At 47.1% G+C, this 1,060-nt stretch carries 1 protein-coding gene; it reads left to right on the forward strand.

Going from position 1 to position 1,060, the window contains the following annotated elements:
* Positions 1–1,060, forward strand: a 1,060-nt coding sequence (gene tuf / locus KI742_RS19510; RefSeq protein ID WP_285445303.1) for an elongation factor Tu, incomplete at both ends; no start/stop codon positions are given.

Genomic DNA, 1,060 nt, shown 5'->3' on the forward strand with positions numbered 1-1,060 from the left:
TGTCTAAAGAAAAATTTGAACGTACGAAACCGCACGTTAACGTTGGTACTATCGGCCACGTTGACCACGGTAAAACAACTCTAACTGCAGCTATCTGTACTACTCTTGCTAAAGTTTACGGCGGTGTAGCTAAAGACTTCGCATCTATCGATAACGCTCCAGAAGAGCGTGAGCGCGGTATCACAATCGCAACTTCTCACGTTGAGTACGACACTCCATCACGCCACTACGCACACGTTGACTGTCCAGGACACGCTGACTATGTTAAAAACATGATCACTGGTGCTGCACAGATGGACGGTGGTATCCTAGTTGTTGCTGCGACAGATGGCCCAATGCCACAAACTCGTGAGCACATCCTACTAGGCCGTCAGGTTGGTATCCCATACATCATCGTATTCATGAACAAATGTGACATGGTTGACGATGAAGAGCTACTAGAACTAGTAGAAATGGAAGTTCGTGAACTTCTATCTGAATACGATTTCCCAGGTGATGACCTACCAGTTATCCAAGGTTCTGCACTAGGCGCACTAAACGGCGAAGAGCAGTGGGAAGCGAAAATCGTTGAACTAGCAGAAGCTCTAGATACTTACATCCCTGAGCCAGAGCGTGCGGTAGATCAGCCATTCCTAATGCCTATCGAAGACGTATTCTCAATCCAAGGTCGTGGTACAGTAGTAACTGGCCGTATCGAGCGTGGTATCCTAACTGTAGGTGACGAAGTTGCTATCGTAGGTATCAAAGACACTACTACAACTACATGTACTGGTGTTGAGATGTTCCGTAAGCTTCTAGACGAAGGCCGTGCAGGTGAGAACGTTGGTGCACTTCTACGTGGTACTAAGCGTGACGAAGTTGAACGTGGTCAAGTACTAGCTAAGCCTGGTTCAATCACTCCACACACTAAGTTCGAATCAGAAGTATACGTACTGTCTAAAGATGAAGGTGGTCGTCACACTCCATTCTTCAAAGGCTACCGTCCACAATTCTACTTCCGTACAACTGACGTAACTGGTGACATCCAGCTACCAGACGGCGTAGAAATGGTAATGCCAGG

It is taken from the genome of Vibrio sp. D417a, assembly GCF_030248595.1.
GTDB classification, from domain to species: domain Bacteria; phylum Pseudomonadota; class Gammaproteobacteria; order Enterobacterales; family Vibrionaceae; genus Vibrio; species Vibrio alginolyticus.